Origin of the sequence: Synechococcus sp. KORDI-52, from assembly GCF_000737595.1 — a bacterium.
GTDB lineage: Bacteria > Cyanobacteriota > Cyanobacteriia > PCC-6307 > Cyanobiaceae > Parasynechococcus.
In genome coordinates this window covers 2,523,532-2,548,215 of the sequence record NZ_CP006271.1, presented here as the reverse complement: position 1 = coordinate 2,548,215, position 24,684 = coordinate 2,523,532, and the positions used below count along the sequence as shown (strand labels likewise).

29 protein-coding genes are annotated in these 24,684 nt (G+C 56.7%); 14 read left to right on the top strand and 15 right to left on the bottom strand.

The features are described from left to right. Nucleotides 1-7: 7 nt before the first annotated feature. Genes KR52_RS13110 through KR52_RS13095 form a run of 4 tightly spaced genes read left to right on the top strand, consistent with a single transcriptional unit; the run spans nucleotide 8 to nucleotide 4,836 of the window. Nucleotides 8-991, top strand: a complete 984-nt coding sequence (locus KR52_RS13110; RefSeq protein WP_038556567.1) for a DnaJ C-terminal domain-containing protein — start codon at nucleotides 8-10, stop codon at nucleotides 989-991. A 39-nt stretch (nucleotides 992-1,030) separates the two neighbouring features. Beyond that, nucleotides 1,031-2,032, top strand: coding sequence for a porphobilinogen synthase (gene hemB, locus KR52_RS13105; RefSeq protein ID WP_038557395.1), 1,002 nt, complete (start codon nucleotides 1,031-1,033; stop codon nucleotides 2,030-2,032). A gap of 4 nt (nucleotides 2,033-2,036) precedes the next feature. Then, nucleotides 2,037-2,435: a VOC family protein gene (locus tag KR52_RS13100; RefSeq protein ID WP_038556565.1), complete on the top strand. Its 399-nt coding sequence runs from the start codon at nucleotides 2,037-2,039 to the stop codon at nucleotides 2,433-2,435. Beyond that, nucleotides 2,398-4,836 carry an endonuclease MutS2 gene (locus KR52_RS13095; RefSeq protein ID WP_051834378.1) on the top strand — a complete coding sequence of 813 codons (2,439 nt, stop codon included), beginning with the start codon at nucleotides 2,398-2,400 and terminating at the stop codon, nucleotides 4,834-4,836. Before KR52_RS13100 ends, KR52_RS13095 begins: the two co-directional genes overlap by 38 nt. A gap of 22 nt (nucleotides 4,837-4,858) precedes the next feature. Here the strand turns inward: KR52_RS13095 and KR52_RS13090 are convergent, their stop codons facing one another. Continuing rightward, on the bottom strand, nucleotides 4,859-6,037 hold the full coding sequence (locus KR52_RS13090) for an ABC transporter ATP-binding protein (protein WP_038556561.1): 1,179 nt from the start codon (nucleotides 6,035-6,037) through the stop codon (nucleotides 4,859-4,861). Nucleotides 6,038-6,095: 58 nt separating this feature from the next. Here KR52_RS13090 and obgE point away from each other — a divergent pair, with 58 nt between their 5' ends. Next, a complete protein-coding gene (gene obgE, locus KR52_RS13085; RefSeq protein WP_038556559.1) occupies nucleotides 6,096-7,085 on the top strand; it encodes a GTPase ObgE in 990 nt (329 codons plus the stop codon). Nucleotides 7,086-7,177: 92 nt separating this feature from the next. Continuing rightward, nucleotides 7,178-7,360 (top strand): hypothetical protein, encoded by a 183-nt coding sequence (locus tag KR52_RS13080; protein ID WP_038556557.1) that lies wholly within the window; start codon nucleotides 7,178-7,180, stop codon nucleotides 7,358-7,360. A 30-nt stretch (nucleotides 7,361-7,390) separates the two neighbouring features. On the opposite strand, the gene KR52_RS13075 is transcribed toward KR52_RS13080, so the two are convergent. From KR52_RS13075 to KR52_RS13060, 4 genes are all read right to left on the bottom strand, one after another. Next, on the bottom strand, nucleotides 7,391-7,609 hold the full coding sequence (locus tag KR52_RS13075) for a CP12 domain-containing protein (RefSeq protein WP_038556555.1): 219 nt from the start codon (nucleotides 7,607-7,609) through the stop codon (nucleotides 7,391-7,393). Nucleotides 7,610-7,747: 138 nt separating this feature from the next. Further along, a complete protein-coding gene (locus KR52_RS13070; RefSeq protein ID WP_038556552.1) occupies nucleotides 7,748-9,649 on the bottom strand; it encodes an ABC-F family ATP-binding cassette domain-containing protein in 1,902 nt (633 codons plus the stop codon). Continuing rightward, a complete protein-coding gene (locus KR52_RS13065) occupies nucleotides 9,646-10,284 on the bottom strand; it encodes a DUF2301 domain-containing membrane protein (RefSeq protein WP_038556550.1) in 639 nt (212 codons plus the stop codon). The genes KR52_RS13070 and KR52_RS13065 overlap by 4 nt, the downstream gene beginning before the upstream one ends. Further along, a complete protein-coding gene (locus tag KR52_RS13060; protein WP_038557393.1) occupies nucleotides 10,281-11,255 on the bottom strand; it encodes a glutathione S-transferase C-terminal domain-containing protein in 975 nt (324 codons plus the stop codon). Before KR52_RS13060 ends, KR52_RS13065 begins: the two co-directional genes overlap by 4 nt. 70 nt (nucleotides 11,256-11,325) lie before the next feature. On the opposite strand from KR52_RS13060, the gene KR52_RS13055 reads away from it, so the two are divergent. Continuing rightward, complete coding sequence (locus KR52_RS13055; RefSeq protein ID WP_038557391.1) at nucleotides 11,326-12,240, top strand: aspartoacylase; 915 nt, start codon at nucleotides 11,326-11,328, stop codon at nucleotides 12,238-12,240. Here KR52_RS13055 and KR52_RS13050 read toward each other — a convergent pair. Both KR52_RS13050 and KR52_RS15030 read right to left on the bottom strand, forming a co-directional pair. Continuing rightward, the gene (locus tag KR52_RS13050) at nucleotides 12,237-12,569 is read right to left on the bottom strand and encodes a hypothetical protein (protein ID WP_051834377.1); all 333 of its coding nucleotides are present in this window, start codon (nucleotides 12,567-12,569) and stop codon (nucleotides 12,237-12,239) included. The genes KR52_RS13055 and KR52_RS13050 overlap by 4 nt on opposite strands. A 27-nt stretch (nucleotides 12,570-12,596) precedes the next feature. Next, entirely contained in the window at nucleotides 12,597-12,743 is a 147-nt protein-coding gene (locus KR52_RS15030) for a hypothetical protein (protein ID WP_216725528.1), read from the bottom strand. A 186-nt stretch (nucleotides 12,744-12,929) separates the two neighbouring features. Here KR52_RS15030 and psbA point away from each other — a divergent pair, with 186 nt between their 5' ends. After that, nucleotides 12,930-14,009: a photosystem II q(b) protein gene (gene psbA / locus KR52_RS13045; RefSeq protein ID WP_038556548.1), complete on the top strand. Its 1,080-nt coding sequence runs from the start codon at nucleotides 12,930-12,932 to the stop codon at nucleotides 14,007-14,009. A gap of 135 nt (nucleotides 14,010-14,144) precedes the next feature. Next, nucleotides 14,145-14,300, top strand: coding sequence for a hypothetical protein (locus tag KR52_RS15025; protein ID WP_216725527.1), 156 nt, complete (start codon nucleotides 14,145-14,147; stop codon nucleotides 14,298-14,300). A gap of 285 nt (nucleotides 14,301-14,585) precedes the next feature. Here the strand turns inward: KR52_RS15025 and KR52_RS13035 are convergent, their stop codons facing one another. The 3 genes from KR52_RS13035 to KR52_RS13025 all read right to left on the bottom strand — a co-directional run bounded on the left by KR52_RS13035 (nucleotide 14,586) and on the right by KR52_RS13025 (nucleotide 17,191). Further along, nucleotides 14,586-15,839 (bottom strand): DUF389 domain-containing protein, encoded by a 1,254-nt coding sequence (locus KR52_RS13035; protein ID WP_051834376.1) that lies wholly within the window; start codon nucleotides 15,837-15,839, stop codon nucleotides 14,586-14,588. After that, nucleotides 15,820-16,614, bottom strand: a complete 795-nt coding sequence (locus KR52_RS13030) for a prohibitin family protein (RefSeq protein WP_038556544.1) — start codon at nucleotides 16,612-16,614, stop codon at nucleotides 15,820-15,822. Before KR52_RS13030 ends, KR52_RS13035 begins: the two co-directional genes overlap by 20 nt. Nucleotides 16,615-16,915: 301 nt before the next feature. Further along, the gene (locus tag KR52_RS13025; RefSeq protein ID WP_038556542.1) at nucleotides 16,916-17,191 is read right to left on the bottom strand and encodes a hypothetical protein; all 276 of its coding nucleotides are present in this window, start codon (nucleotides 17,189-17,191) and stop codon (nucleotides 16,916-16,918) included. A 560-nt stretch (nucleotides 17,192-17,751) separates the two neighbouring features. On the opposite strand from KR52_RS13025, the gene KR52_RS13020 reads away from it, so the two are divergent. Then, nucleotides 17,752-18,045, top strand: coding sequence for a hypothetical protein (locus KR52_RS13020; protein ID WP_038556540.1), 294 nt, complete (start codon nucleotides 17,752-17,754; stop codon nucleotides 18,043-18,045). Nucleotides 18,046-18,051: 6 nt separating this feature from the next. Here KR52_RS13020 and KR52_RS13015 read toward each other — a convergent pair whose 3' ends face one another. Continuing rightward, complete coding sequence (locus KR52_RS13015) at nucleotides 18,052-18,348, bottom strand: hypothetical protein (RefSeq protein ID WP_038556538.1); 297 nt, start codon at nucleotides 18,346-18,348, stop codon at nucleotides 18,052-18,054. Nucleotides 18,349-18,897: 549 nt separating this feature from the next. Between KR52_RS13015 and KR52_RS13010 the strand changes: the two genes are divergently transcribed. After that, entirely contained in the window at nucleotides 18,898-19,104 is a 207-nt protein-coding gene (locus KR52_RS13010) for a hypothetical protein (protein ID WP_038556536.1), read from the top strand. 96 nt (nucleotides 19,105-19,200) lie between these two features. Beyond that, a complete protein-coding gene (locus KR52_RS13915) occupies nucleotides 19,201-19,470 on the top strand; it encodes a hypothetical protein (RefSeq protein ID WP_253912418.1) in 270 nt (89 codons plus the stop codon). A 77-nt stretch (nucleotides 19,471-19,547) separates the two neighbouring features. Here KR52_RS13915 and KR52_RS14870 read toward each other — a convergent pair whose 3' ends face one another. After that, complete coding sequence (locus tag KR52_RS14870; protein WP_038556532.1) at nucleotides 19,548-19,835, bottom strand: hypothetical protein; 288 nt, start codon at nucleotides 19,833-19,835, stop codon at nucleotides 19,548-19,550. Between the two features lie 9 nt (nucleotides 19,836-19,844). On the opposite strand from KR52_RS14870, the gene KR52_RS12995 reads away from it, so the two are divergent. Next, complete coding sequence (locus tag KR52_RS12995) at nucleotides 19,845-20,162, top strand: DUF3288 family protein (protein ID WP_038556530.1); 318 nt, start codon at nucleotides 19,845-19,847, stop codon at nucleotides 20,160-20,162. A gap of 465 nt (nucleotides 20,163-20,627) precedes the next feature. Here KR52_RS12995 and KR52_RS14580 read toward each other — a convergent pair whose 3' ends face one another. From KR52_RS14580 to KR52_RS14575, 3 genes are all read right to left on the bottom strand, one after another. Next, the gene (locus tag KR52_RS14580) at nucleotides 20,628-20,792 is read right to left on the bottom strand and encodes a hypothetical protein (RefSeq protein ID WP_156957751.1); all 165 of its coding nucleotides are present in this window, start codon (nucleotides 20,790-20,792) and stop codon (nucleotides 20,628-20,630) included. Between the two features lie 170 nt (nucleotides 20,793-20,962). Then, nucleotides 20,963-21,148: a hypothetical protein gene (locus KR52_RS12990; RefSeq protein ID WP_038557385.1), complete on the bottom strand. Its 186-nt coding sequence runs from the start codon at nucleotides 21,146-21,148 to the stop codon at nucleotides 20,963-20,965. An 83-nt stretch (nucleotides 21,149-21,231) separates the two neighbouring features. Next, the gene (locus KR52_RS14575; protein ID WP_156957750.1) at nucleotides 21,232-21,402 is read right to left on the bottom strand and encodes a hypothetical protein; all 171 of its coding nucleotides are present in this window, start codon (nucleotides 21,400-21,402) and stop codon (nucleotides 21,232-21,234) included. Between the two features lie 2,157 nt (nucleotides 21,403-23,559). On the opposite strand from KR52_RS14575, the gene mscL reads away from it, so the two are divergent. Continuing rightward, complete coding sequence (gene mscL, locus KR52_RS12975; protein ID WP_038556526.1) at nucleotides 23,560-23,943, top strand: large conductance mechanosensitive channel protein MscL; 384 nt, start codon at nucleotides 23,560-23,562, stop codon at nucleotides 23,941-23,943. Nucleotides 23,944-24,684: the final 741 nt, after the last annotated feature.

Genomic DNA, 24,684 nt, shown 5'->3' with positions numbered 1-24,684 from the left:
GATAGGTATGGCAGGCAGCGGATACAAGGATTATTTCCAGGTGCTCGGTGTGGATCGCAGCGCCGATGCCAATGCCATAAAAAAAGCTTTTCGCAGCCTTGCGCGCCAATATCACCCTGACGTCAACCCTGGTGATGCTCAGGCTGAAGCGCGGTTCAAGGAGATCAGTGAGGCCTATGAAGTGCTTTCCGATCCCGAGAAACGGCGTCGGTACGAGCAATTTGGCCAGTACTGGAATCAGGCCGGCGGCATGGGCGGAGGAGCAGCACCCGGCATGGATGTCGACTTCGGTCGGTACGGCAATTTCGATGATTTCATCAACGACCTGTTAGGCCGTTTCGGTGGACCAGGCGGTGGCTTTCAGGGGGGTGGTTTCCCGGGAGGTGGATTCCCTGGCGGTGGATTCGCAGGAGGTGGTTTCCCCCGTGGTGCCCAGGCTTCACGAGCTCCGGTGAATCTCGATGCCGAGGCTTCGGTGAATGTGAGCTTTGCGGAGGCCTTTCGCGGTGGTGAACGCAGCCTCTCTGTGAACAACGAACGCGTTCAGGTGCGCATTCCTGCTGGGGTGAAGAACGGCTCGCGGCTGCGGTTGAAGGGCAAGGGCAACCTGCAACCGGGAACCGGACGGCGCGGCGATCTCTATCTCAACCTCAAAGTTCAGGAGCACTCGATCTGGCGGCTGGAGTCGGATCAGCTGCGGGCCGATCTGCCCGTGAGCCTCGATGAACTGGCCCTTGGCGGCATGGTCTCGGTGATGACGCCCGATGGTGAGGCGCAGGTGAGCATCCCGGCCGGCACCGCCCCTGGCCGCAGCCTGCGGCTGAAGGGCAAAGGCTGGCCGACGAAGACAGGTCGCGGTGATCTTTTGCTCACACTGACGTTGGCCATGCCGCCCTCGTGGAGTGACGAGGAGCGTCGCTTGCTCGAGCAGTTGCGTGCCAAGCGCACGGACCATCCACGTCAAGAGTGGCTTCGTTCGGCGTCCCTCTGATCGGGTGACCCTTACGATCACACCTTGTGTTTGGGTCTGATGGAGCTCACCTACCGCCCCCGTCGTCTGCGGCGTACGCCCGCCCTACGCGCCATGGTGCGTGAGCACAGCCTCTCGGCTGCAGACTTCATCTACCCCCTCTTTGTGCATGAAGGCGCTGAGGTGGAGCCGATCGCTGCCATGCCTGGTGCCAGCCGTTGGAGCCTGGCGGCCCTCACCGGCGAAGTGCAGCGTGCTTACGACCTGGGAGTGCGTTGCATCGTTCTGTTCCCCAAGGTGTCTGAGGGGCTGAAGACCGAAGACGGGGCCGAATGTTTCAACGCCAATGGACTGATCCCGCGGGCGATCCGCCAGATCAAGGAAGCCATCCCCGAGATGGCGATCATGACTGACGTCGCCCTGGATCCCTACTCCTGCGATGGTCATGACGGGATTGTCAGCCAGGACGGTGTCGTCCTCAACGACGAGACGATTGAACTGCTGTGCAAGCAGGCCGTTGTGCAGGCTGAAGCAGGCGCTGATCTGATCGGCCCCAGCGACATGATGGACGGCCGGGTCGGTGCCATCCGGGAAGCCCTCGACGATGAAGGCTTTGAACATGTGGGCATCATCAGCTACACGGCGAAGTACTCCTCCGCGTACTACGGACCCTTCCGTGAGGCTCTCGACTCCGCCCCGCGTGCCGCCGGCAGCAAGCCGATCCCCAAAAACAAAGACACTTATCAGATGGATCCCGCCAATGCTCGGGAAGCCATCACCGAAGCCCAGCTCGACGAGCAGGAGGGCGCCGACATCATGATGGTGAAGCCCGGTCTGGCCTATCTCGACATCATCCACCGTCTGCGCGAGGAGTCGGAACTCCCCATCGCTGCCTACAACGTGAGTGGTGAGTATTCGATGGTGAAGGCCGCGGCGGAGCGGGGCTGGATTGATGAAAAGGCCGTTGTGCTGGAGACGTTGCTGAGCTTCAAGCGCGCCGGCGCCGATCTGATCCTCACGTACCACGCCTGCGATGCAGCGGCTTGGTTGAAGGAGGCCTGATCCGATGGCAACAGCCGATCAACCCAAGGGAGTGGATCGTCTCGGTCATGTTGCGATCCGTGTTGAGAACGTCGATCGGGCTGTTGCCTTCTACACAGATCTGGGCATGCGTCTGGTCTGGCGTGCCAACGACTGGTGCTATCTGGAAGCCGGTGAAGGTCGTGATGGACTCGCCTTGTTAGGCCCGGATTACAAGGCCGCTGGCCCACATTTCGCTTTCCATTTCCGCGATCGTGAGGAGGTGGATGTGATTCACGACCGTCTCAAAGCGCAGGGTGTGCACGTTGGTGCCGTCCATGACCACCGCGACGGCACCGCGTCTTTCTACCTGAAAGACCCGGAAGGCAACTGGCTCGAAATGCTCTATGAACCCCCCGGTGGCATCCCCTCCAACTGCAACTGACTTGAGTCAAGGGGCGGATCGGGCTCAGCAGGAAACCCTTGAACTGCTGGAGTGGCATCGGGTCTGCGACCATCTCAGCGGCTTTGCCAGCACCGGCATGGGTCGTGATGCGGCCCGGGTGCAACCGCTGCCCGCCAGCCTGGACGAGTCCAAACAACGCCTTGCCGAGACCGTTGAAATGGCGGTGCTCGATGACCTCACTGAGGGGGGGCTCAGTTTCCGCGGCGTGCAGAACCTCGAGCCCGTGGTGCTGCGCTGCAGCAAGGGAGGGGTGGCCTCCGGCGAAGAGCTGCTGGCCGTGGCGGAAACGTTGGCAGCAGCCCGTCGCCTGCGCCGTCAGATCGACGACCCCGAGCTGCGCCCGGTGTGTACCGCGTTGATTGAAACGATGGTGACGCTGCCGGAGTTGGAGCAGCGGCTCAAATTTGCCCTCGAAGAGGGCGGCCGCGTCGCTGATCGCGCCAGCTCGGCGTTGTCGGCGCTGCGGCATCAATGGAACGGTCTGCGCCAGGAGCGTCGCGACAAACTTCAGGAATTGCTGCGGCGCCTGGCACCTTCCCTGCAGGACAGTGTGATCGCCGAGCGTCATGGCCGTCCTGTTCTGGCGGTGAAGGCCGGTGCGGTGAGCCAGGTGCCGGGTCAGGTCCACGACAGTTCGGCCTCAGGCAGCACCCTCTTCGTGGAACCCCGCTCGGTGCTCACCATGGGCAACAAGCTGGTGGAGCTGGAGTCCCGCATCCGGGATGAGGAACGCAAGGTGTTGGCGGAGCTGAGTGCTCTGGTGGCTGAAGAGGCGTCTTCCATCAACCAGGTGGTGGTCGTGCTGCGCGCGCTTGATCTTGCGCTGGCCCGCGGGCGTTACGGTCGCTGGCTTGGCGGCGTCGAGCCGAAGCTTGAGCCGGCAGCGGAGGCTCCGTTTTGTCTGTCAGGCCTGCGGCACCCGCTGTTGGTGTGGCAGCACAAGCGCGCGGATGGTCCGCCCGTCATTCCCATTTCGGTGGAGGTGTCTCCGGAGCTGCGGGTGGTGGCGATCACCGGGCCCAACACCGGTGGCAAAACGGTCACCCTGAAAAGCATCGGCCTCGCTGCACTGATGGCGCGCGCCGGCATGCTCTTGCCCTGTTCAGGCCAACCCACCTTGCCCTGGTGTGCCCAGGTGCTCGCGGACATCGGAGATGAGCAATCCCTTCAGCAGAGCCTGTCCACCTTCAGCGGCCATGTGAAGCGCATCGGGCGCATTCTTGAGGCGCTGCAGCGCGGCAGTGCCCCTGCCCTGGTGCTGCTGGATGAGGTGGGTGCTGGAACGGATCCCAGCGAGGGAACGGCGCTGGCCACGGCTCTGCTCAAGGCTCTTGCCGATCGAGCCCGGCTCACAATTGCCACCACCCACTTCGGTGAACTCAAGGCCCTCAAATACGACGACGCTCGTTTTGAGAATGCCTCTGTTGCCTTCAATCCTGAGACGTTATCCCCCACCTACGAATTGCTGTGGGGAATTCCGGGACGCAGCAATGCGCTGGCGATCGCGACGCGCCTGGGGCTCGATTCGGATGTGCTTCACCAGGCCCAGCAGCTTCTGGCTCCAGGGGGCGACGGTGAGGTGAACAGTGTGATCCGCGGCTTGGAGGAGCAACGGCAGCGCCAGCAGGCCGCGGCAGAAGACGCTGCAGCACTCCTGGCACGCACGGAGCTGCTGCACGAGGAGTTGCTGCAGCGCTGGCAGAAGCAAAAGCAGCAGACCGCGCAACGTCAGGAGCAGGGGCGTCAACGCTTGGAGCAGTCGATCCGTCAGGGCCAGAAGGAAGTTCGCACGTTGATTCGCCGTCTGCGGGATGAGCGCGCGGATGGGGAAACCGCGCGGCGGGCTGGGCAACGGTTGCGCAGCCTGGAGGACCATCACCGTCCCACCCCTGAACGGCGGGCACCCAAGCCAGGCTGGCGTCCGGCAGTGGGCGATCGCGTGCGCTTGCTGGCCCTCGGCAAGGCTGCAGATGTGTTGGCCATCACCGATGACGGCCTTCAGCTGACGGTCCGTTGCGGGGTGATGCGCACCACGGTGGAACTGACGGCGGTGGAAAGCCTGGATGGGCGTAAGCCCGAGCCGCCTCCAAAGCCGGTGGTGAAGGTGCAAGCCCGTTCAGCCGGTGGCGGTGGTGCACAGGTGCGCACCAGTCGCAACACCCTTGATGTGCGGGGCATGCGGGTGCATGAGGCTGAAGCGGCGGTTGAGGAATGCCTGCGCAATGCCAATGGCCCGGTTTGGGTGATCCATGGCATTGGCACGGGAAAGCTCAAGCGCGGCCTGCGCGCCTGGCTGGACACGGTGCCCTACGTGGAACGGGTGACCGATGCTGATCAGGGGGACGGCGGACCAGGCTGCAGCGTTGTCTGGGTGCGCTGAGGTGATTCAGCCGCTTCAGTGGTTAACGGATCGCTTCTCCATCCGCCTCAAACAACCGCCAGCCTGTGGGGTCAGGGTCGAGGTGGATGGCATCGCCGGGGTTGATGTTGATCTCCGCTGAACCTCTGACTTGGATGAGTTGATCACCATCCAGGAGCCGACAGGTGAGGATCTGCTCATTGCCCAGACGCTCGCAATGGCTCACCTCGGCTTGGACATTCCTGTTCGTTGCTGGTGCCAGATGCCAGTGTTCAGGCCTCAATCCTGCGGTGAGGTGTTGGCCTTCTCGTTGAAGTAAGGGCTCAACCATTTCACCTTCAACCTGAATGCGCTTGCTCCCCAAAATGAGGGTTGCATGGGGTCCCACCGTGACGGGCAACAAGCTCATCGCGGGGCTGCCAATGAACTGGGCCACGAAGATGTTGGAGGGCCACCTGTACAACTCCATTGGTGTTCCCAGTTGTTGCAAGCGCCCTTGGTTTAACACCGCGATGCGGTCGCCCATGGTCATCGCTTCTACTTGGTCGTGGGTCACATAAACCGTCGTTGTTCCCAGTTCTCGCTGCAGCTCGACGATTTTCTGGCGCGTGCTCGTTCTGAGTTTGGCGTCGAGATTGCTGAGCGGTTCATCCATCAAGAACACCTCAGGATTGCGCGCCATGGCGCGTCCGAGGGCGACCCGTTGTTTTTGACCGCCGGACAGTTCCTTTGGCCTTCGATCGAGCAATTCAGTGAGTTCCAGAGATCTGGCAACAGTGTTCACCCGGGCTTCGATGCGTTCTTCTCTGACGGACCGCACCCGAAGCGGCGCCGGTAAAGCTCGTGTGGTCCGGCAGCCTTGATCCTGAATCCGTTGGAGTGTGGATCTTGCCTGGCTTCTGCGCAGTCCGAAGCTGAGGTTGTCCCGCACGCTGAGATGCGGATAGAGCGCATAGCTTTGGAACACCATGGCGACGTTGCGGCGGGCCGGCGGCACATCGCTGATGGGCCTGGTGCCGATCCTGATCTCGCCGCTGGTGGGATGGTCGAGACCGGCGAGCAGTCGCAGCAAGGTGCTTTTGCCACAACCGGAGGGGCCGACCAGCACCAAGAACTCGCCATCGTTGATCGTCAGATTCAACTGTCGAATCACCTCGACGGGAGCTCCGCCGCCGCGTCCTGGGTAGGTCTTGCTGAGGTCTTCGAAACGGACGCCGGCCAACGACAGAGCTGCAGCGGCTGAATCTTAGGGTTATGGATTGGATTGAGCCGGCAGCACCGTGCAGTTCATCGATCAGGCACGGATCACGGTCCGAGGCGGGCGCGGCGGTGATGGCATCGCTGCATTTCGCCGTGAAAAGTATGTGCCCGCTGGAGGCCCCTCCGGAGGTGACGGCGGTTGTGGGGCTCCAGTGGTTCTCGAGGCCGACAGCAACCTGCAAACCCTGCTCGATTTCAAATACAAACGCCTGTTCGCTGCTGATGATGGGCGACGCGGTGGCCCGAACAAATGCACCGGTGCATCAGGGAAAGATCTGGTGATCAAGGTGCCTTGCGGTACGGAGGTACGTCATCTGAGCACCGGCATCCTTCTTGGCGACCTCACCGCGCCGGGTGAACGTCTCACCGTTGCCTTCGGTGGGCGGGGTGGTCTTGGCAACGCCCATTACCTGAGCAACCGCAACCGCGCGCCGGAGAAATTCACCGAGGGCCGTGAGGGTGAGGAATGGCCCCTGCAGCTGGAACTCAAGTTGCTGGCTGAAGTGGGCATCATCGGTCTTCCCAATGCCGGCAAGAGCACCCTGATCGCCGTGCTGTCGGCAGCGCGACCCAAAATTGCCGATTACCCCTTCACCACCTTGGTTCCCAATCTTGGTGTGGTGCGCCGTCCCAGTGGAGATGGAACCGTTTTCGCAGACATTCCAGGCTTGATTGAAGGGGCCGCCCAGGGGGCCGGCCTTGGCCACGATTTTCTGCGTCATATCGAACGCACACGTCTGCTGATCCACCTTGTGGACGCCGGATCCGAGGATCCCGTGGCTGACCTGAAGATCGTTCAGCAGGAGCTGGAGGCCTATGGCCATGGTCTTGTTGATCGACCACGTCTGTTGGTGATCAACAAGCAGGAATTGGTGTCAGAGGTGGATCTCCCCACGTTGCGGCAAGACCTCGAAGCGGCGAGTGGTCGTCCTGTGATGTGCATTTCCGCCGCGATGGGAACCAACCTCGATCAATTGCTGAGCGAAACCTGGGCCGAGCTCGGGGTGTAAGCCGATGCTCCAGAAATCTTCATGAGATCAGCAACATCGAAGCTTGTGAGCTGATTGCAGGAGAGCCATAACGGGAATGTCTCTCCCCTGACATGACTTTCTACACCTGTCTGGACAACAAGGGCGACCTGATTGCCCGGTGCCAAACGAAAGAGGATGTTGCTGTGCTTCAACGCATGGGACGCCCGATCGCTGAAGTGAAGGCGATGCGTAAAGAAGAGGCTGTCGTCTGCAGCCTGACAGGCAGCCCCTCCGATTACAACGAGGACTACTGAGCCCTCGTTGGGTTATCCGCGTTGGTTGGCTCAGTCGTCGTAGACGCGGCACTCCTCGGCATCGGGATTGGCCTCGCAATGCAGCTCAAGGGAGGTGGGGTCGTGGTTGTCGCCGGGGTGGTGCTCCTTGTATTCCTCCAGCGACTTCAGTTCATCGGTGAGATGACGAACCTTGGCCTCGTCTCCAGCTGCTTTTGCAGCTTCGATTTCCGATTGATCCTTCTGGATGTGCTCGTCGATGGACTTCATGAATTCAGACCGTGGCCTCGCTGCACATTACGGCGATTCATCGGTTTTGGAGTGGTGGAATCCCGCCCCATGACCATCTGACAACGTCGATCTGAAGCAGGGGTAGTTGTGGCTACAGCCACCGGCCCTGACCGTTGATCAGGGCGCCAATTCACTGAGTTCCAGCCAGCGTTCTTCGGCCTGTTCGATGCGGGAGATCAGATCAGCCAGATCAAGGCTCAGCTTGGCCATGTCAGCACCCTCCTGGGTCATCTGCTGTTCCAGGTCCTCCTTCTGCAACTCCAGTTCAGGCAGCTGTTGATCAAGAGCCGCAAGCTCCTTGTTTTCCTTGAAGGTGCGACGCCGCGGACCGTCGCGCTTGGTCTCGCGGCTGTGCTCTGGTTTTGGTGTGGAGGGTTTGCTCGCCTGGGTCTGGCTGCGTTCCTCCTGGCGTTGCTGTTCCAGAAAACCGCTGTAGTTCCCTTCAAAGCGATTGAGCCGTCCTTGGTCGAAACAGAACAGACGATCAACGGTGCGATCGAGGAAGTAGCGGTCGTGGGAAACAACGATCACGCAGCCCCGGAAGTCTTCGAGGAAGTCTTCGAGAACGCTGAGGGTCTGAACATCCAGATCATTGGTGGGTTCGTCCAACAGCAACACGTTGGGCGCCTGGATCAGCATCCGGCAGAGGGTGAGGCGTCGGCGTTCGCCTCCCGAGAGCTTGGCCAAGGGGCTGTGCTGCTGGGCCGGTGGAAACAAAAAGCGTTCCAGAAGCTGGGATGCGGTCACCTGTTCACCCCCCAGATCAATCCGGCTTGCGGCTTCTTCCACGAACTCGATCACTTTGCGATCGAGCCCCTTGCCTTCGTTGAAGGCTTCGGTGTGCTGGTCCAGGTAGCCGATGTGCACGGTCTCCCCAAGCAGCAGGCTGCCGTGGGTGGGCTGGCGCCGTCCGGCGATGAGATCTAGCAGGGTGGATTTGCCGCTGCCGTTGGGGCCGATGATGCCGATGCGGTCTTCCGGGCTGAAGCTGTAGCTGAAGCCATCGAGGAGTGGGCGACCGCCCTGGCTGCCATCGGTGGTGACGCCAACCGCTTCCGCTTCAATCACCTGTTTGCCGATGCGCCGGCTGATGCCGGTCATCTCCAGCTTCGCCTTGGCCTGATTGGGTTTCTGCTCGCGCATCGCTTCGATGCGTTGCAGCCGTGCCTTCTGTTTGGTGCTGCGGGCCTTGGGGCCCTGGCGCAGCCACGCCAATTCGCGGCGCAGCACGCTTTTGAACTTGGCCGCTGAGGCTGCTTCTGAGGCCTCTTCTTCCGCTTTGTGCTGCAGAAAGGTGCTGTAGTTGCCCTGATAGGTGCGGGCCTGGCCTCGGTCCACCTCCACCATCCGTCGCGTCACCCGATCGAGCACGTAGCGGTCGTGGGTGACCAACACCAGGGCGCCGGGGTAGCGGTCCAGCCAGCTTTGCAGCCATTCCACGGCCGCGGCATCGAGATGGTTGGTGGGCTCATCCAGCAACAGCACATCCGGGCAGGCCACCAGGGCTGACGCCAGGCCCACCCGTTTGCGGTAACCGCCGGATAGGTCGTCGACCGGGCGCTGGAGATCGCTGATGCCGAGTTTCTGCAGCACTTCCCGGCATTGCTGCTCCAGGCTCCAGGCCTCCTCCTCATCCATGCGTTGGCTGAGCTGACCCAGCTCCGCCATCAGCGCTTCGTTGTTGGGATCTTCCGCAATGGCGTCGCTGAGGGCGCTGAAGCGCACCAGTAGATCCCGTTTGGCACCACAGCCTTCAAGCACCTGCTCCAGCACTGTGAGTCCGGGAGTGATGCGGCTTTCCTGACCCACCAGCTCCACCCGAAGCCGTGGCGAGCAGCGGCGTTCCCCCTCGCCGAGAGGTTCCTTCCCGGCCAGAATCTTCAACAGGGTGGATTTACCAGCACCATTGGGCCCGATCAGCCCTAGCCGTTCGCCGTCCCCGATATGGAGGTCAAGGTCGGAGAAGAGGGTGCGGATGCCGAAATCCTTGGCCGCACCCACCAGGCTGATCAGACTCACGGCGTGCCTGCGGGCAATTGACCGTCCAGATAAGCAAACACACTCTTATCGCCCACATCTGCTGCCGCCTCCATGCCGAATTTGCGCAGGGCAAGCAGCACCAGCAGCAGAGCCGCTGCGCCCAGCAGCGTCATGGCAGCGGTGAGGTTGATTAGGCCCAGCAGCCGTCCCAGCAGCCCCAGCGGCAGCAGCAGGGTGAGGCCGATGGCTTCCGGCCGCTGGAAACAGAAGAACTCCTTGAACCCGATGCCGGCCATGGCGGCAAACAGCGGGCCCACCGCCAGGATCCACAGCGGCTGCTCCTGAAGGACATGGAGCGCTTCGGTAGGGCCGGCGCTCAGCAGCAAGACCGCCCATCCCAGGCAGCCCAGCAGCCAGAACAGTTGCAGAGCGCGGTGGAGCGGCCGCAGGTAGATGTGAATCCACTGCAAGGCAAGACCCAAGGCTGCGGCCATGGGCACGACCCAGATCCAGGCCCAGCTGCCGCCGAGCTGCCACCAGTGCAGCAGGCCAAGGCTCATCGCGAGCCCGGCCACCAACAGGGCGATGCGGTAGCGGCGCACCTCGCTGCGATCGCCAGCGGTGATGGTGTAACTGCCATACACACCGTCAAAGGTTGGATCCGCGCTGGTCATCCCGACGCCGCCTTGCTGTTCACCAGTGTGCTCAGGTTTGGACCGGCTGGAACGATGCCACCAGGATTGAGGGGGAACAAGGCACCGAAATAGTCGTGTCGCCAGGCGTCTCCGTCGCAGGTGTCCGCCACGCCTGGCAAGGCATACAAGCGTTGACGCCAGTCCCAGAGGTTCGGGTAGTGCCAGAGGGGCCGTCGACTGCAGCCGAACAGGGGGGCATAGACCAGCTCCCAGCGGATCAGTGTGGGGAACAGCCGCACGTCCGCCAGAGTCAGTGAGGCGCCGCACAACCAGGGGCCGTTGCTCTCCAGGCTTTGCTCCACTGCACCCAGTGCGGCAAAGAGGGCTGCTTCAGCACGGTCGTAGGCCGCTTGGTTGCGGGCGAAACCACAGCGGTACACACCATCGTTGACTGCTGGTTGCAGCAGCTGCTGCCAGGATTCGATCTTGTCGGTCGACTCCGGCGGTGCGAGTTCAGGCGCTGAGCCTCTTTGGGGCCAGCGGTTCAACAGATCCACCAGTGGAGCACTGTCATTGCCCAGCAGGGTGCGCGTTTTGGGATCCACCAGCACAGGAACGGTGGCCCGGTAGGAGGGTGGAGCACCGCAATGTCTGTACAGCTCCAGCAGCGTCTCGCATTCCTCCCAGGCTGGGGTGAGGGCCCAGCGGCCGGCGTTGTGATCCGCCCGTGCCATCACGAGGGTGACGCTGTCATGCAGATGGCGCAGCTGATGCACCAACCATGTGCGATGCGCCCAGGGGCAACTGCGCCCGATCACCAGCATCGGCCGTTGTCCTGCGCTGCGTTGCAGCAGCTCCTCGGGATTCAGGGCCGGCGGGGTCAGCGGATCGCTGGTCGGACGGATGTAATTGCCGGCGCCATCCGCTGGCCCCAGTCCACCCATGAGCCGCTGCCATTGCCATCGCCAGCCGAGGCGGGCGGCTGTAACCACGACAGGTGGAATCGACATGGCGCGGTTTGGAACGGATTCATCCTCGCCGGCAGTCATGCTTCATTCAGCACACTGTGCACTGATGTCCATGACCAGCTCCGGCGTTCTGGTGGTGGCCGGCACCCATGGAAATGAGGTCAATGCACCATGGCTGCTCCAGCAATGGCGAGCCAACCCTGTGCTGATTGATGCGGCTGGGCTGCCGGTGCAGAAGGTGATCGGCAACCCCGAGGCGTTTCGCCGTCGCCGCCGATACATCGACCGCGACCTCAACCGCTGCTTCCTGCCGGATCTTGTGGAGTGTGAGACCTCGGGATTGGAGTTTCAACGTGCCCGCGAACTTCTTCGGTTGCACGGAGCTGACGGGGAGAATCCTTGTGCGGTGGTCATTGATCTGCACAGCACCACAGCGGCCATGGGCAACTCACTCGTTGTGTATGGGCGTCGGCCCGCTGATCTCGCCTTCGCCGCTTTGGTGCAGGGGGCTCTCGGTCTGCCGATCTATCTGCATGAAGCGGACCCCGAACAGACCGGATTCCTCGTGGAATCCTGGCCCTGCGGACTGGTGATCGAGGTGGGCCCCGTTCCTCAGGGTGTTCTTAATGCCCGGATCGTTGAGCAGACCCGACTTGGCTTGCAAATGTGTTTGAGGTCCTTGGAACATGCACTTCAGGGGGAAGCTCGGCTTCCGGATGCTCTTGTGGTGCATCGCCATCTGGGGAGTCGCGATCTTCCGAAATCAGACAACGGTGAGCCGCAGGCTCTGATTCATCCCGAACTGCAGGGGCGTGACTGGCATGACATCGACCCAGCCCAGGCAATGTTCCGCGCTGCAGACGGAAGTGATCGTGGTGAGGAGTGGGTTGCAGGTGAGATCCCCGTGTTTTTGAACGAAGCAGCCTACGCCGAAAAAAGCATTGCCTTTTCGCTCACGCGCCGGGAGGTCTGGCCCGTTGAGGTCACCTGGCTGCAGGCTTTGCAGCAGCTGATCCGTGCGGCCTAACCACAGGCCCATACTCCTTTCCCTTCCTGTGAGCAGATCAGGTCGCTCGTCTGCCCGTCGGCCCAGTACATCCGCAGGCGGTCGTCCTCGGTGCCGATCCGCAGCGTGAGGGAGCGAAGGGGACCAGCCGGTGTTTTGCTGTCGGCGTTGCCGGCGGGAGTCTTCAGCTGTTGAAGCTCCTGTTCCAGTTGGTTGAGCCGTTGTTCCAGCTGGTCAAGCGATGCTCTTGTGTAGGGCTTTGGTTGGTCATCGCCGGAGGTCACCAGGCCACAACTGGTCAGGCCAAGGGAGGCAACCCCAAGGCAAAGCAGTTGAATCAAACGCTGCATGGGCCCGTTCCAATTGGCCCCAGCCTCTCAGCAGGGCTGGCCCAAGGCCAGACGTTCGCTCCAATACACCGTGGCACCCTGAGCTTCGAGCTCCATGCGCCTGTGACGGGCCTTGGCCAGGGGAACGGTCTCCTCCAGGCGATGACCAGATTGCATCCAGCGAATCAGAACCAAAGATCGCCCTGATGAGTCGCATGAATCTTAAGTCTTTCGGAAGCCTGGTTTTCCCGGCGCAACGGGCTTTGGCGTTGATTTCGCAATCTGTGGACACACAGCGCAAACTTCCGTTACATTGCCTAGAGGCAGGGCTCTCCTGCCCTTCCTTAAACCGTTCCTTCGGGAACATTTCTTTCCGTTCTCATGACCACCACCCTCCAGCAGCGCTCCGGCGCTTCCAGCTGGCAGGCCTTCTGTGAGTGGGTCACCTCCACCAACAACCGTCTCTACGTCGGTTGGTTCGGTGTCTTGATGATCCCCACCCTGCTGGCTGCCACGATCTGCTTCATCGTTGCTTTCGTTGCCGCTCCTCCGGTTGACATCGACGGCATCCGTGAGCCTGTCGCTGGCTCTCTGATCTACGGCAACAACATCATCTCCGGTGCTGTTGTTCCTTCCTCCAACGCCATCGGCCTGCACTTCTATCCCATCTGGGAAGCTGCTTCTCTCGATGAGTGGCTGTACAACGGCGGTCCTTACCAGCTGGTTGTCTTCCACTTCCTGATCGGCATCTTCTGCTACATGGGTCGCGAGTGGGAACTCTCCTACCGCCTCGGCATGCGCCCCTGGATCTGCGTTGCTTACAGCGCACCTGTGGCTGCTGCTTCTGCAGTGTTCCTGGTTTACCCCTTCGGTCAGGGTTCCTTCTCTGACGGCATGCCCCTGGGCATCTCTGGCACCTTCAACTTCATGTTGGTGTTCCAGGCTGAGCACAACATCCTGATGCACCCCTTCCACATGCTGGGTGTCGCAGGTGTGTTCGGTGGATCCCTGTTCTCCGCCATGCACGGCTCCCTGGTGACCTCCTCCCTGGTGCGTGAAACCACCGAGAGCGAGTCCCAGAACTACGGCTACAAGTTCGGCCAAGAGGAAGAGACCTACAACATCGTGGCTGCCCACGGTTACTTCGGTCGCCTGATCTTCCAATACGCCTCCTTCAACAACAGCCGCAGCCTTCACTTCTTCCTGGCTGCCTGGCCTGTCGTTGGCATCTGGTTCACTGCCCTGGGCGTCAGCACCATGGCTTTCAACCTGAACGGTTTCAACTTCAACCAATCCATCCTTGATGGTCAGGGCCGTGTCCTGAACACCTGGGCTGATGTGCTGAACCGCGCCAACCTCGGCATGGAAGTGATGCACGAGCGCAACGCTCACAACTTCCCCCTCGACCTGGCTGCTGCTGAGTCCACTCCTGTGGCTCTGCAGGCTCCTGTCATCGGTTGATCTGGAATCAACCTGTTCACATCTGAACAGCAAAACGATTCAGATCAACTGAATCGGAAAGCCCCCTCCTCGGAGGGGGCTTTTTGTTGTGAAAGCAAGCAGCAGCGCCACGATGACCGCAGCAGTCATCACCCCATGACGCCGCCCGCAGTCAACGCAGACGTCTGGGGAGATCCATCGCTGCTGAGATTCAACCGTCCAGACCATGCCCCTTGGTCGGATGTTCTCTGCGTAATGCCATGTTTTCGTCTGCACTTCAGCAGCCTGCCTGAGGAACACTTTGACCGCTAGCACCGATACAACATGACCGCGGGGTAGTGCAAAACTTCCTTGTCAAGAAGTGATTGAAAAGACACGGGCACGTAGATCATCATTCCCACCACCTGTGGCGATGGTTGACGGGGCGTCCTTGCCTCATTCATTCCATTTTTGGTTGTCTTTGCCCAGGTTGGCTTTCTCAAGCCCTCTAGATCAATGTGGGGATCTGTTTTTTGTCGTTGATGAGCTTGGTTACTAGGTTGATAGGCATATGGCCAGCATATATTTTCTTGCACTCTTGCCCGCAAAAAAGCTGATCTAACAATCCTGCTTCAAGCAAGTCTTTGTTTCGATCAAATCTTGAAGTTCACCTTCAAGCTTGCCCTCAAGTTTGTCCACGTTCAATTCCTCATGTGCTGGAGTTATATCGGCTTCGTTGAGAATCTCTTGGAGATCAACTCTTTCATTCACCCTATCGCCCTTCACCACACTTACATTGATGCGTTGCACCTGCATCTGTAGTTCAAGGCCAGGGTATTGCCCTGCAAGTCTTTGGTTGATCGTGTCTTGAATGTGTTGAACTTGCTTGTAACTCGGTAATGTCGGGTCGATAGACCGCACCACCACCTGGAAGGTCGGGGCTCGATTTTGTTCCCATAGATCGGGCCAGTCGAAAACGATTTTTTCAAGCTCTAAGGATTCGTTAGCACCAAAGGTCAACGTCTGATTCTTCAAGTAGGTGCTGATGCTTGATTCAATTCTTTTTTGACTGACCTCCCGTTTCACTTTGAACTTGTATTGCTCATACCTTTCATACAGATTTCGGCTTACAAGGACAGCCAGTCCCAGAGCCAACAACACGGGCAGCCGGGAGTGCCTACGTCGTTTGAGTTTGTCGCGGAAGTATGGCTCACGAATCGCCAGAACTGTGATCCCTCCAATCAGAATTCCCAGGAGGTTGGTGGCGTAAAGCAGCGCAGCCCCTTGTGCATCGCCGATGTTTGAGGCGGAGAGCATCAATCCCATCGCGCACACAGGAGGTACTAAGGCCACAGCGATTGCTGTGCCGGCCATGGAACTCACGGCACCAGGATTGACCTTGGCATAGGTCGCGACGGCACCCGCTGCCAAGGCAATCCCTAAATCGAAGATATTCGGCTTCAGCCGTGCTGCAATCTCCGGCAAGACCTCCACTTCGAGCACTCCTTGACTGCCAGCGATCCAGCCCAATGCCAGTGAGAGAGTCAAGGTGATACCTGCTCCCGCTGCCAGGGTGCGCAGCGAACGGAGGAGCAGCCTCGATCGCCCCACAAGAACAGCGAAAACAGCCACCCGTAGCGGCAGAATCCAGGGTGCAACAACCATGGCACCAATCACCACGGCAGTGTTGTTGGCCACTAATCCCAAGCTGGCGATCAGGCTGGCGCCAATTGTGAGAACGATGAATGATTCGTTCAGTCTTGCTTCGCCGTCGTAACTGCGGAGCAGTTCATCCAGACGAGCCTTGTCTTCGAGAAGCGATTGTTGGTCAACAACCACGGCTGTCGTCCCATCAGCTGCGTCGTCCCACAATTACTGGAGGCGTGCTGCCACTGCTGCCCGGAAGTGCCGGAACAACTTCCGTTTGTCCATCCCATTTGTCGAGGAACAGTTTGTAGAGCACCTGATCATCCAGGCTGCGGTTGAGCGTGTCGTAACGAAGGGCCTCCTGTTCAGCGATCTTGACTTCCGTCTGTGCACGAAGTAGCTGCTGCTCAGCAATCTGCTTCTGTTCAATGGCGGCGCGATATTCCTCGGCGATCTGCAGGCCTGTGAGATCCAGCCCACGCACTTCCACGTAATCAAATTTGTCGAGTTCTTCAGCGACCGTTCTCTCCACCAATGCCGAGATGTCGTTCCATTCCGTGGCGATGGTGACAAGTTCGTACTGGGAGAACACCGACTTCAGTGCTTTCAGCAAGGAGGGTTGGATGATGCGGGGGTAGATCTCACGGTCGTTGCCAGCAATGGTTCTGTAGATCCGACCGGCCTCGTTGGGGCGGACGGCGTATTTCACCGTTGCGGTGGCCTCAATGACCTGAAGGTCTTTGGTGAGGGTTGCAAATTCCTCCGGTTTCACCTGGGTGCGTACATCAAATGGGTACACCGATTGAATGAATGGCACCTTGAGATTCAGGCCGGGCAGTCGCGACCCTCCGCTTACCTTGCCCAACGTGGTCACCACGGCCACCTTGCCGGCTGGGACTATGAACAGGGCCTGCCCCAACAGCAGCAAGGTGCTAAGAGCAATGGCAGCCAGCACAGCGAGACTGTTAGCGGGATCGTTGATCCGTCGTGGGGTCTGCATATTTGACCAAGATCTTGATCTGATGATGTCGGGTTTGCTCGTGCACCGCTGCCTTTATGCCAGGTTCTCAGCCAAACCGACACCAACTGGAACTGACGAAGAGACGTGAGTTAGTTCAGCTGGCCTCTTTTGGTGGTGATGATTCAAACCGGCCAAGGCTCAATGTCGGATGAGGGGCATGGACTTAACATTTGAATTGCTTTCTGGCACCTGACCTTCTTTGCCGAATGCAAACATTCGAATGATCTTTTTAATGTTTTAGGTTAATTGTTCCGATACGAATACTAATTGGTATTCACATCTAATTCATCCACAGCGATTTGAAAGCTCTTGGGTAGGGATCGCGCAGGGTCATTGAGGTTTCCCGAATGAATGTGATGCAGGCTTTCGATCCATCAAATACTTTTGCTTTAATCATCAACTCCATGGCTTGCTCCAGCGATTTTCCCTCCACCAGCGCACCGTCGATGATCTTCACCGCCTCGGAGGGTTCACAACGACCCAGTTCCTGTGCATGTGAGCCTGACGAGACACTGGGAACAATCGAAAGCATCAGCAATCCGAGGAGGGTGCGCATGTTGGATGGATGTTGTGTTGGAAGAATGGAACCTACGGGACCTGGCTTAATTGCTCCCCAGTCTATTTGAAAGAGCTATGAGAGAACGTCTCGGGGAGGTGTCCATGACAACGCGATTTTCAAGCCAGGGCACTTCGTTGAGTGGAATGGTTTGAAACACAACCCTTTGCTCCATTGCTTCAACTGTTACGTGGACTTCAGAGTTTTCAGCATCAGCTGGATTGTCTTCTACAACCCATACACAAAAGACACCCAAGCCCGGAGGTTAAGCCGCGTGATCCTCATCTCTTGGCCAGAAACCAACCGTAGTGCCGTTCGGCAAGTTTCTGCAGCACATCCGCCACATCTAGCGGGCGGCGTTCTGGGGCTGGCAACCCGCGCACCTTTCTCCACAGCTTGGTGGAATAGTCGCGGTTGCTTCGTGCTCCCCTTTCTCTTCAGATGGCCTGCGATCACTGGATCGTTCAGGTAAGCTGTGGATATCCCCATCACCCGGCCGCCCGTTGAGGCGGCTTTTTTGTAGCCGTTCTGTCAGCCTGGATCCGTATTCCACAAGCTCCATGACGGTGAACCGTGGGCAGGCCAGGGACGCACTGGCGACACTTCTGAACGTCTTTGCGGGGCCGAACTATTCGGGCGCTTTGCGGGAGGGTGACCTCACGACCCGACTGGAGCGTTGCACCGGTTGGGTGAAGGCTGAAGCTTCTGAAGCGGCATCACTCATCGAGTCATGCGTTCCCCACGGCAAGCCGATGTTGGCTCAGGCTCAGCAACGCTTGGCTGTTCTTGAATCGTTGAAGACGCTTCACGAGGTTGCCGTGGATCATTTCGGCTGCCTCGAGGATCCCAGCTGATCCTCCTCAGTCGCGACGCAGCCAAGGAGAGGCATTGCTGAACCAGTCGCCGAGATCATCTTCTGGATGCTCAGGGTCATCTGGGTGACGTTGCCCCAGGTCAAGGTCAGCCATCAAACCGTCGAGTCCTTGTTGCATGCCTTCCCTTTGAAAACGCTGCGCTCTGCTCACCCACGTGCTCACGCTGCGATCGCGTTCAGCAAATTTTTGCAAGTAGACACGTTCCTGAAGGGATACGAATTCACCTTGGGCGAGGCGGCTGCAGATGTTTTGCAGTTTCAATCGTGTTGAGGTGGTCAGCATGGTCAATTCACCTTTTTCAGGTGATAGGGAGTTCTGAGCTTGGTGTCAGTGGTCCAATGCACGATTTGTTGCATTGATGCCGGGCCTGGTTTTTAAGCTCTGACAGGATGTTTCATGACTAACGACAGAGCCTGACGAGCAGCTTCGGCGTGACGCTCTGACGTTGTTCGGCTCAGCCTTATGCGGTGCGCTCTCACCGCGTCGGCCATCGGTTGTGTTCTGCCCTTGCACAACACCGTGGCTCTTGTCCATCGCTCTGCTCAAGCTTGATGCTGAAATTTGGCTGCAACGCCCCCTCTGGTTCGGGAACAGTCAGCGCTTCTTTCGCTTTGAAGTGAACTCCAGTCACCAACCGCTCGTGTTGGGTGGGTGCTCTGCCGGAATTCGATTTGATTGCTCCCATGCTGTAACAGCACGAACAGCGCACAAGGCCTTGCTTCGCTTATGTTGAAGAGGTAGCAGTTGCTACAGACGTTCACTTCGCCGCATGGCGAAGCGCAGTTCGACTCAGGGCATGGAACGGGGCCTGAGCTTTCTACGAGGAACACCATGAATGCTCTTCAGCTCTTGAAAGAGCGTGAGCTGCGTCAGCAGCTCCGCAACACGTCCAAAAAGGCCGCTGCTCGCGGATCTGAATCCAGTGACTACACCTCCGCGCATCTGTCTCCCGCCAAACTGGCGAAAGGGAAGGTGGCCTCAACTCAGTTGAAATACCGAGGGGTGACCTATGAGGCCATGCGTGCCAATTGGCTGTGATCCCTGTTTCATTCAGGTGATGAGGCCCCGCTTCGGCGGGGCTTTTTGTTTGGATGGCCCACATCCCCTGCCGAGCTGACAGTGCGCTTTGATCTCGTGACCCCAGGATCACTGTCTTATCTCGATGTCAGAGAGCAATGGCCATCGATTGATCCTGAAAATCTTTCCCAGGAGGATGTTCTGACCATTCTTCTTTATCTTTTGCATCAGCAGCCGGATTTTGTAGACCGTGGTCACGAGGTGAACAATAAAGAGACGGCGTGGGTGAATGGCTTTCTCTATCGTCTTCGGAATGATGCCGCGGCTGAGCATCTTTCCATTGAGGAAGTTGGTTCCAGCGTCGACAGAATCTCGGCTTTACGCTGATTACAACATCCGATCAACTGATCCCAACATGTTTCTGTTAATCCTGCACAGACCCCGCGTGCCCCTCGAGCCTTTGTTCAGTCCGAACCAAGCCCATGTTTTCGGTTCAAGAGCTGACAGTCGATGGTTGGTCCGATCGTGCTGAGCATGCGTCCAGAGACCATGCGTTTTGGCATGCACGTGCCCGTAGTGATGCTGATGGGCATACCTATCGCCTGATCAGCGAAGAGAAGCATGTTGTTTGCCTGCTGACCAGTCGCGGTTCTGAGTGCTGGGAACTTGATTGAAAGTGTTTTCAGGCTTGGAGATGGCGCATTGATCACAGCCCCAATCTGATCTGCTTGTTTGATCGCCTTCTGGGGCATGATTGAAGGATGACTGACGATCCTCAGCAAACTCACCCCCTCTACGCCATCGATCGTGACCAGATCGATGCTGTATTGGGTCACGATGGTGAGCCAGGGCCGCAGCAGATGACCATCATCGCTGCATTATTTTCGCGATATGCGGAATTCCCTGGGGCTGACGATATTCGGGACGATCTAGAGAAGTGTCTTACGCTGTGGGGGTTGTCGCGTGATGATCTGAACATCAAGGTTCGAGAGATCTGGAACAGCGGCTGGCGTCCGGGACAGGATCCGGTGGTGGAGGGTGTTGGATCCGGGGCGGATGTTGAGGATGCTGAAACTTGATCCCGAGTTGTGGATGCAGGTGAGTCAATGGTTCAAGGGATGCATCATTCAAAGATTTCTCCTTGTTTGATTCAAAAGTGAGCGTGAAGACCAGTGACAGTGATGTTGCGCGTTGTTTGATGCGACCCCGCTTGCTCGTCATGCATTGTTCAACCATCACCTCACAAGAGAGAGGGTCGATCCGTCTTGCTCGTGATGTTGGGTGGTTGTCTCTTAGGGAACAGGGTGACGGATGACTGAATGCTGCCGAGGAAACCAGCCAACTCCTTCAAGGGACTGTTGAATCAGGGTCCAGAACTCCAGCCTGCCTTTTGGATCTGTTGATTCGGAGTTCCGTCTGCCTTGGACTCCCCCAATCTCGATTCACTTCGCTTTGGCCTCAAAGCTACAACGTCATAGCGACTCAGCTACCCCGGATTGATGTTGTAGACGATTGATCATGAGTTTGAAACGCCCGGTGGTATTTCAGTGCCCGATGGCTGGAGCCTTGTCTGCAGTCGTTTCGAGAAAGCTGGTCGTTTCGTTCGTCCCTGCCGGTTTCTTCGCCGCTTTGGAGGCGAGAGAGGCTTCAAGCTGCTGTAGATGGGCCTCTCGCAATGCTGTTGTGATTTCGAGGGTACGGTCAGTCATTGGTTGGCGTTCCAGTCAGCGCTCACAGGAGGAGACGTTGCCTTGGAACGGGCCGTCGGGGGGAAGTCACCAAAACTTTAGGAAAGGGGCTGTGGCTCTCAAGCTCTCCCAGGCGCTCAGTCTGGAGTTCAACACACTACAGAGAACAACCTTGCGATTGGTCGGGTCCCTCAAAGCTGCATCCAAGCCTTTTCATCCTTCGAGAGGTACTTCTCGATGAGCGGAGAGCAATCGCCACGTTGTAAAGCTGCGATCTCCCTCTCGATGTTCTGGATGAAGAGCTGGTTTTTGTTTGCCTTGGCCACGGCCAGAACCCGCTGCAGGCGCACAAGTGCCGTGCACTGCTTGTCGTTCATGTGTCTTACCTCAGCAAGGCAACCAATTCGCTGAAGATGACTCATGGGACTGCCATGGCTGAGTGGACATGCCCTTCTCTGGCTTAAGCGGCCTCAGATTTCATCTCCTCATAGAGCGCTTTGAGCTGGTCAAGCTCAACCATCAGATATTGAATTTCAAGCCAGTCTGTCGAAAGCTCGATGGCGGTTTCGAGGCGGTCAATTTGACGCTTGAGAAGCTCCGGCATTCCGCCAAGTTGCTGCGTGAAATCCATGTAACCGTGTCTGACGCTTGAAGCAAGCTGCCTGGAGGTAAACGACTTATGGGTCCTAGCTTTGTGACTCCTCGGTGATGGAACGTTGATGTCTCTATTCGGAGTCGATGAGGTCTGCCGGCAATGTGCTGTTACGGAAATTTGTTGCGTAGGGGAATGTGAAACCGTGCTCCATTCCCGAGAGTTCTTCCTCAGCAAGATAAAGGCTGTGGGTGAGATTGCACTGGTTCTCTGCATTGCACACTAGAAATTGGCCATCTTTGGTTCTTTGAATGGATGAGCCTCGGGGGGTCTGCACAATCAGCTCTGCTTGAGTCATAAGATTGGTTTGCGCCATCTTTGTGTTATGGCTCCGTTTGTTGACGATTCGGGGTAGCAAAAGAGACATATTCAGGACTTTGTGTGCTTGTATCGAGCGATTTCCTCAGACTGCGGCCTTATTGGTGCTCCCCACCAAATCTTTATCGTGAATGATGAAGAAGTTTTCATTCAATCTGCTTCGGATCTGTATTGGCAGATCTCTAATGCATGTTGCCCGACAACGACTTCACAGGAGATTGTGTTCATGATGAATTGATTCTCGACCAGATTTGGCTTGGACTTGATGCAAGGATTTTGATATTACCTACCCTTCTTCCCTTTTTGCATGTAGCTTGTAATTAGAATGTAGGATTGAAGTAGTTTTTTGGCTCCCGCTCGCTTGGGTGAAGACCAACAAGCTACAAAGCGCAAATGCTGTGCCAATTGTATTTCCTGTTTCTTCTAGGTCAAAAAGTGATTGAGGTTGATCTTGGTTCAGCTTAGATGTTAATCGTATTGTTTATTTTAGCCCAGGTTGTCGTTATATTTTTAAGTCTGACTGCATTCACGTGGATGGATTTTATTTTTTATTCTTGTTTTCTTGCCTTGTAAAAAGTTTCTCAAGGTGTTCTAGTCTGGCTATAAGGGTTTTGTTGTTTTCGAGGGAGGGGTGATGCCTGTAACGGATGTAAGCTGCTGCCAATTCTTTTATTTTTAATTTGATTGATTTCTTAGACACAACGCAGGACTTTTGTCACTTCTAAATATTACTTGTTATGCGTGTGCATTGCCTGAGAGATTTATTAGATTCGAATAGTAAAAAGATAGGATTTTGATCTTAATTTCAGGAGTGAATCTTCTTGTGAGGGTCAATTTAGTTAGACCTGCTGGCGTCCAAAGCTCGTCTTGGGAGTTCTTCTTGGCGAAGGGCTGCTAGCCATGGAATTTAATTTTGGATCAATGAGAGTAACAAGATTTTGTTATTACGTGTGACAATATTTTAAGTTGACTGTGGCCAGCATAAGCGTATTTGAGTGGGTGATTTAGATGCTTGTTGTCACATATACGATTTTGTGTGTCGGTTCTCGGGGAATTTCTGCTCAATTAGAATATTGGTTGTGCAAGCCAAAAATTGTAATTATTCAAGATTTTAAAAAGATTAGCTTATCGATTTGGCTGCAAAAAAGAGCTCAGTTTGCATCAAATGTGTAGAGAATCAAGTGTAATGTGATTAAACCTTCGATTTTAAGCTAAATAGTTAATACTGCAGCTCAGCTGCTAGCTGTGCTGCTAAAATGTAAATTAAAAATTAAGGCCGAAATCTTCCGTAGTGCTGGATGTTTCAATGTTTTCATCGCATTCATCAAAGAGACTTGCCAAGATGTCAAGGCTTGAATTGAGCGCGACTTTGTTCGCCATGCATGGGTGAACTTTGTATTGTGCGTAGGCTGTTGCGACCCGTTGTGCAACTAATTTTGTAGAGGTCAAGAACCTGTCTCACTCGTCTCTTCTTCAATTCTCTTCAATCCTTTTTATGCTGGATGAGTGCTGTGTGAGAAATAGCTGAGAAATGGGTGAGCTGGAGAGCTTTCTGCTCGTTTTTGTGGTCCTGTGTCTGTTCTTGATTGAATTGTGTGGTGGGTGGGTGAGCGCTTCTTTGGGCTTGATGGCAAAAGAGTATAAATGCTTAATCTCGATAGCAGAGGGCCACTGCATCATGTTTGCGGATGCAATACCTCTCCTTCATCGATCGATGACGTTCCCATCGTTTCCATCGTTTCCACTCAGGGCTGGAGTGTGAGAAGTTGCTGAGAACTGGTCTTGCAGCTATAAGTGATCAGTTTATAAACCATCGCAATGTCAAGACCGCTCTCGTTTATTTCTGCTTTCAAAGCTTTCATCAGTAAGGGCAATGTTGTTGATCTGGCAATTGCTGTGATTATTGCTGGCGCATTTAAGGAGGTTGTGAATTCAGTTGTGACCTTGGTCATGACAAATGCATTGGAGCCGGCCTTGGAAAAAGCTAATGTGAGTTCAATCGCAGAGTTGCCCGCCGGCCTTGTGCTGGTTGCTCTTATTAACTTTATTGCGATTGCCTTTGTGTGTTTTGTGATCGTCCAATCTATTGAAGCTGCGAAACGCAAAAAGCAGGTGATTGAGGAAGCGCAGCCGGATCCGCAGGCGCAGCTTGCTGCTGCCATGGCTCATCTGACAGAAGTTATTGAAAGAAAGTCGCTCTGAATGGGACGTTGAATATTGATATTGACTGGCAAGATATGCCATTTGCAAGAGTGCTGAAAGGCATTTGTCCTTGATACTGTTAACTCTGATATTCCTGGAATCTGCTCTGAGATTTTGCCAAACTCCCTATTTCGCTGATCAGTTAATCTGTTTTTGAGTGCGACTTTTGCTATTTTGATCGCCTGATTTGCAGGCAATGAACTCATTTGACCCCTTTGGGTTTTGTGTTTTCTTTCCTGTTCTATTGACGTGATTAATCTTTTCTATTAAGGATGTTCGCTGATAAATGCATGAAAAGCGGACCGATTGACGGGCTGATTCGTGACCCTTCCCCAGTTTTTTAAATGGCTCAGATCGTGCCGACGGTGATCTGGCTGTTGGTGTTCTTGCGCTTCGATCAAGGCTGATAGTTCAGGCCTTGGCACTGGCATGGGGCTGGTCCATACGGCGCATCATTTGCTTCCCCCGCTGAGTCTTGCTGTCCGTGCTCCAAGCATGTGAAGCGATTTGATGGGGTTCCCGGGGCTCGACATTGGCCCTTGGCAGGCTCTTGCTGCTAAGAGATCGTGTCATCACAGTTGCCAGTTGATGCCTTGACGGCAATCCTTGCCATAGCAGCTCCATGCCCATGCCCCGCACAAATGCATTTGGAGATTTCAGTCAATTTTTGGTGGGTGCATGCTTGTTTGGCGCAGGAGGATTTTTGCTTTCCAATCAAGTTCTCGTTAGAAGCGAGTGGAT